Here is a 647-nt window from a genome sequence, read left to right as displayed (position 1 = left end):
AGCCCGCCAGCGCTAAGCGCTGACGGGCTTTCTTCGATAGCGGGACTACCCCTAATCCCTATGTGCTATCTATTTTTGTTACCCCAAAAAATTGTTTGAGACGGACTCTCTGTAGGGTCGGCGCTCGCCGCCGTACCGCTTTGCAGGAAACTCGCAATCGCTTAGTAAGCGCGCTTCTTAGTCTCCAGGGCAGCCATCGCTACCAGTCCGCCTGCTACCACTCCGATTGCCGTCATGATTCCCGCGGCCGGGACGATCACTGCGGCCGCGCCGATTACTGCGACTGTCGCGAGAGTGGCTTCGAATACCTTAGTAGTGTTGAGTGCGTTCATCTTCTTTTTCTTTCTGTCTCTTTTTTGTTCGAGACTACTATACGACACTTCCACTATAATTGGAAATACTTGTTAGCTCTATTAACCATAGGTTTAGACTATGACCCAAGTTGGTAGGGTCTGACCGCCGGGCAGACCGTGTTGCAGGATCAGACTTCTGCTGCCTGCCGGGCCGTCACGCACTACCACTTTCCCAATCCCGCTCAACAATCCGGACACGAAAAAGCCCGCCTGAGCTAAGCTCAGCGCGGGCCTCTTTGACAGCAGGAGTACCCCTACTCCTATATCGCTGTCTCGTATGTTTTATACCCCAAA

1 protein-coding gene is annotated in these 647 nt (G+C 53.0%); it reads right to left on the bottom strand.

Annotation, left to right across the window (positions count from 1 at the left end; genetic code table 11):
- Positions 1 to 161: 161 nt before the first annotated feature.
- Complete coding sequence (locus JIN87_RS28005; RefSeq protein ID WP_200359375.1) at positions 162 to 332, bottom strand: hypothetical protein; 171 nt, start codon at positions 330 to 332, stop codon at positions 162 to 164.
- Positions 333 to 647 lie beyond the last annotated feature (315 nt).

This window comes from Pelagicoccus mobilis (genome assembly GCF_016595505.1).
Classification (GTDB): domain Bacteria; phylum Verrucomicrobiota; class Verrucomicrobiia; order Opitutales; family Opitutaceae; genus Pelagicoccus; species Pelagicoccus mobilis.
Note: the sequence above shows the minus strand (reverse complement) of the source record. Positions and strands in the feature narration are given on the sequence as shown.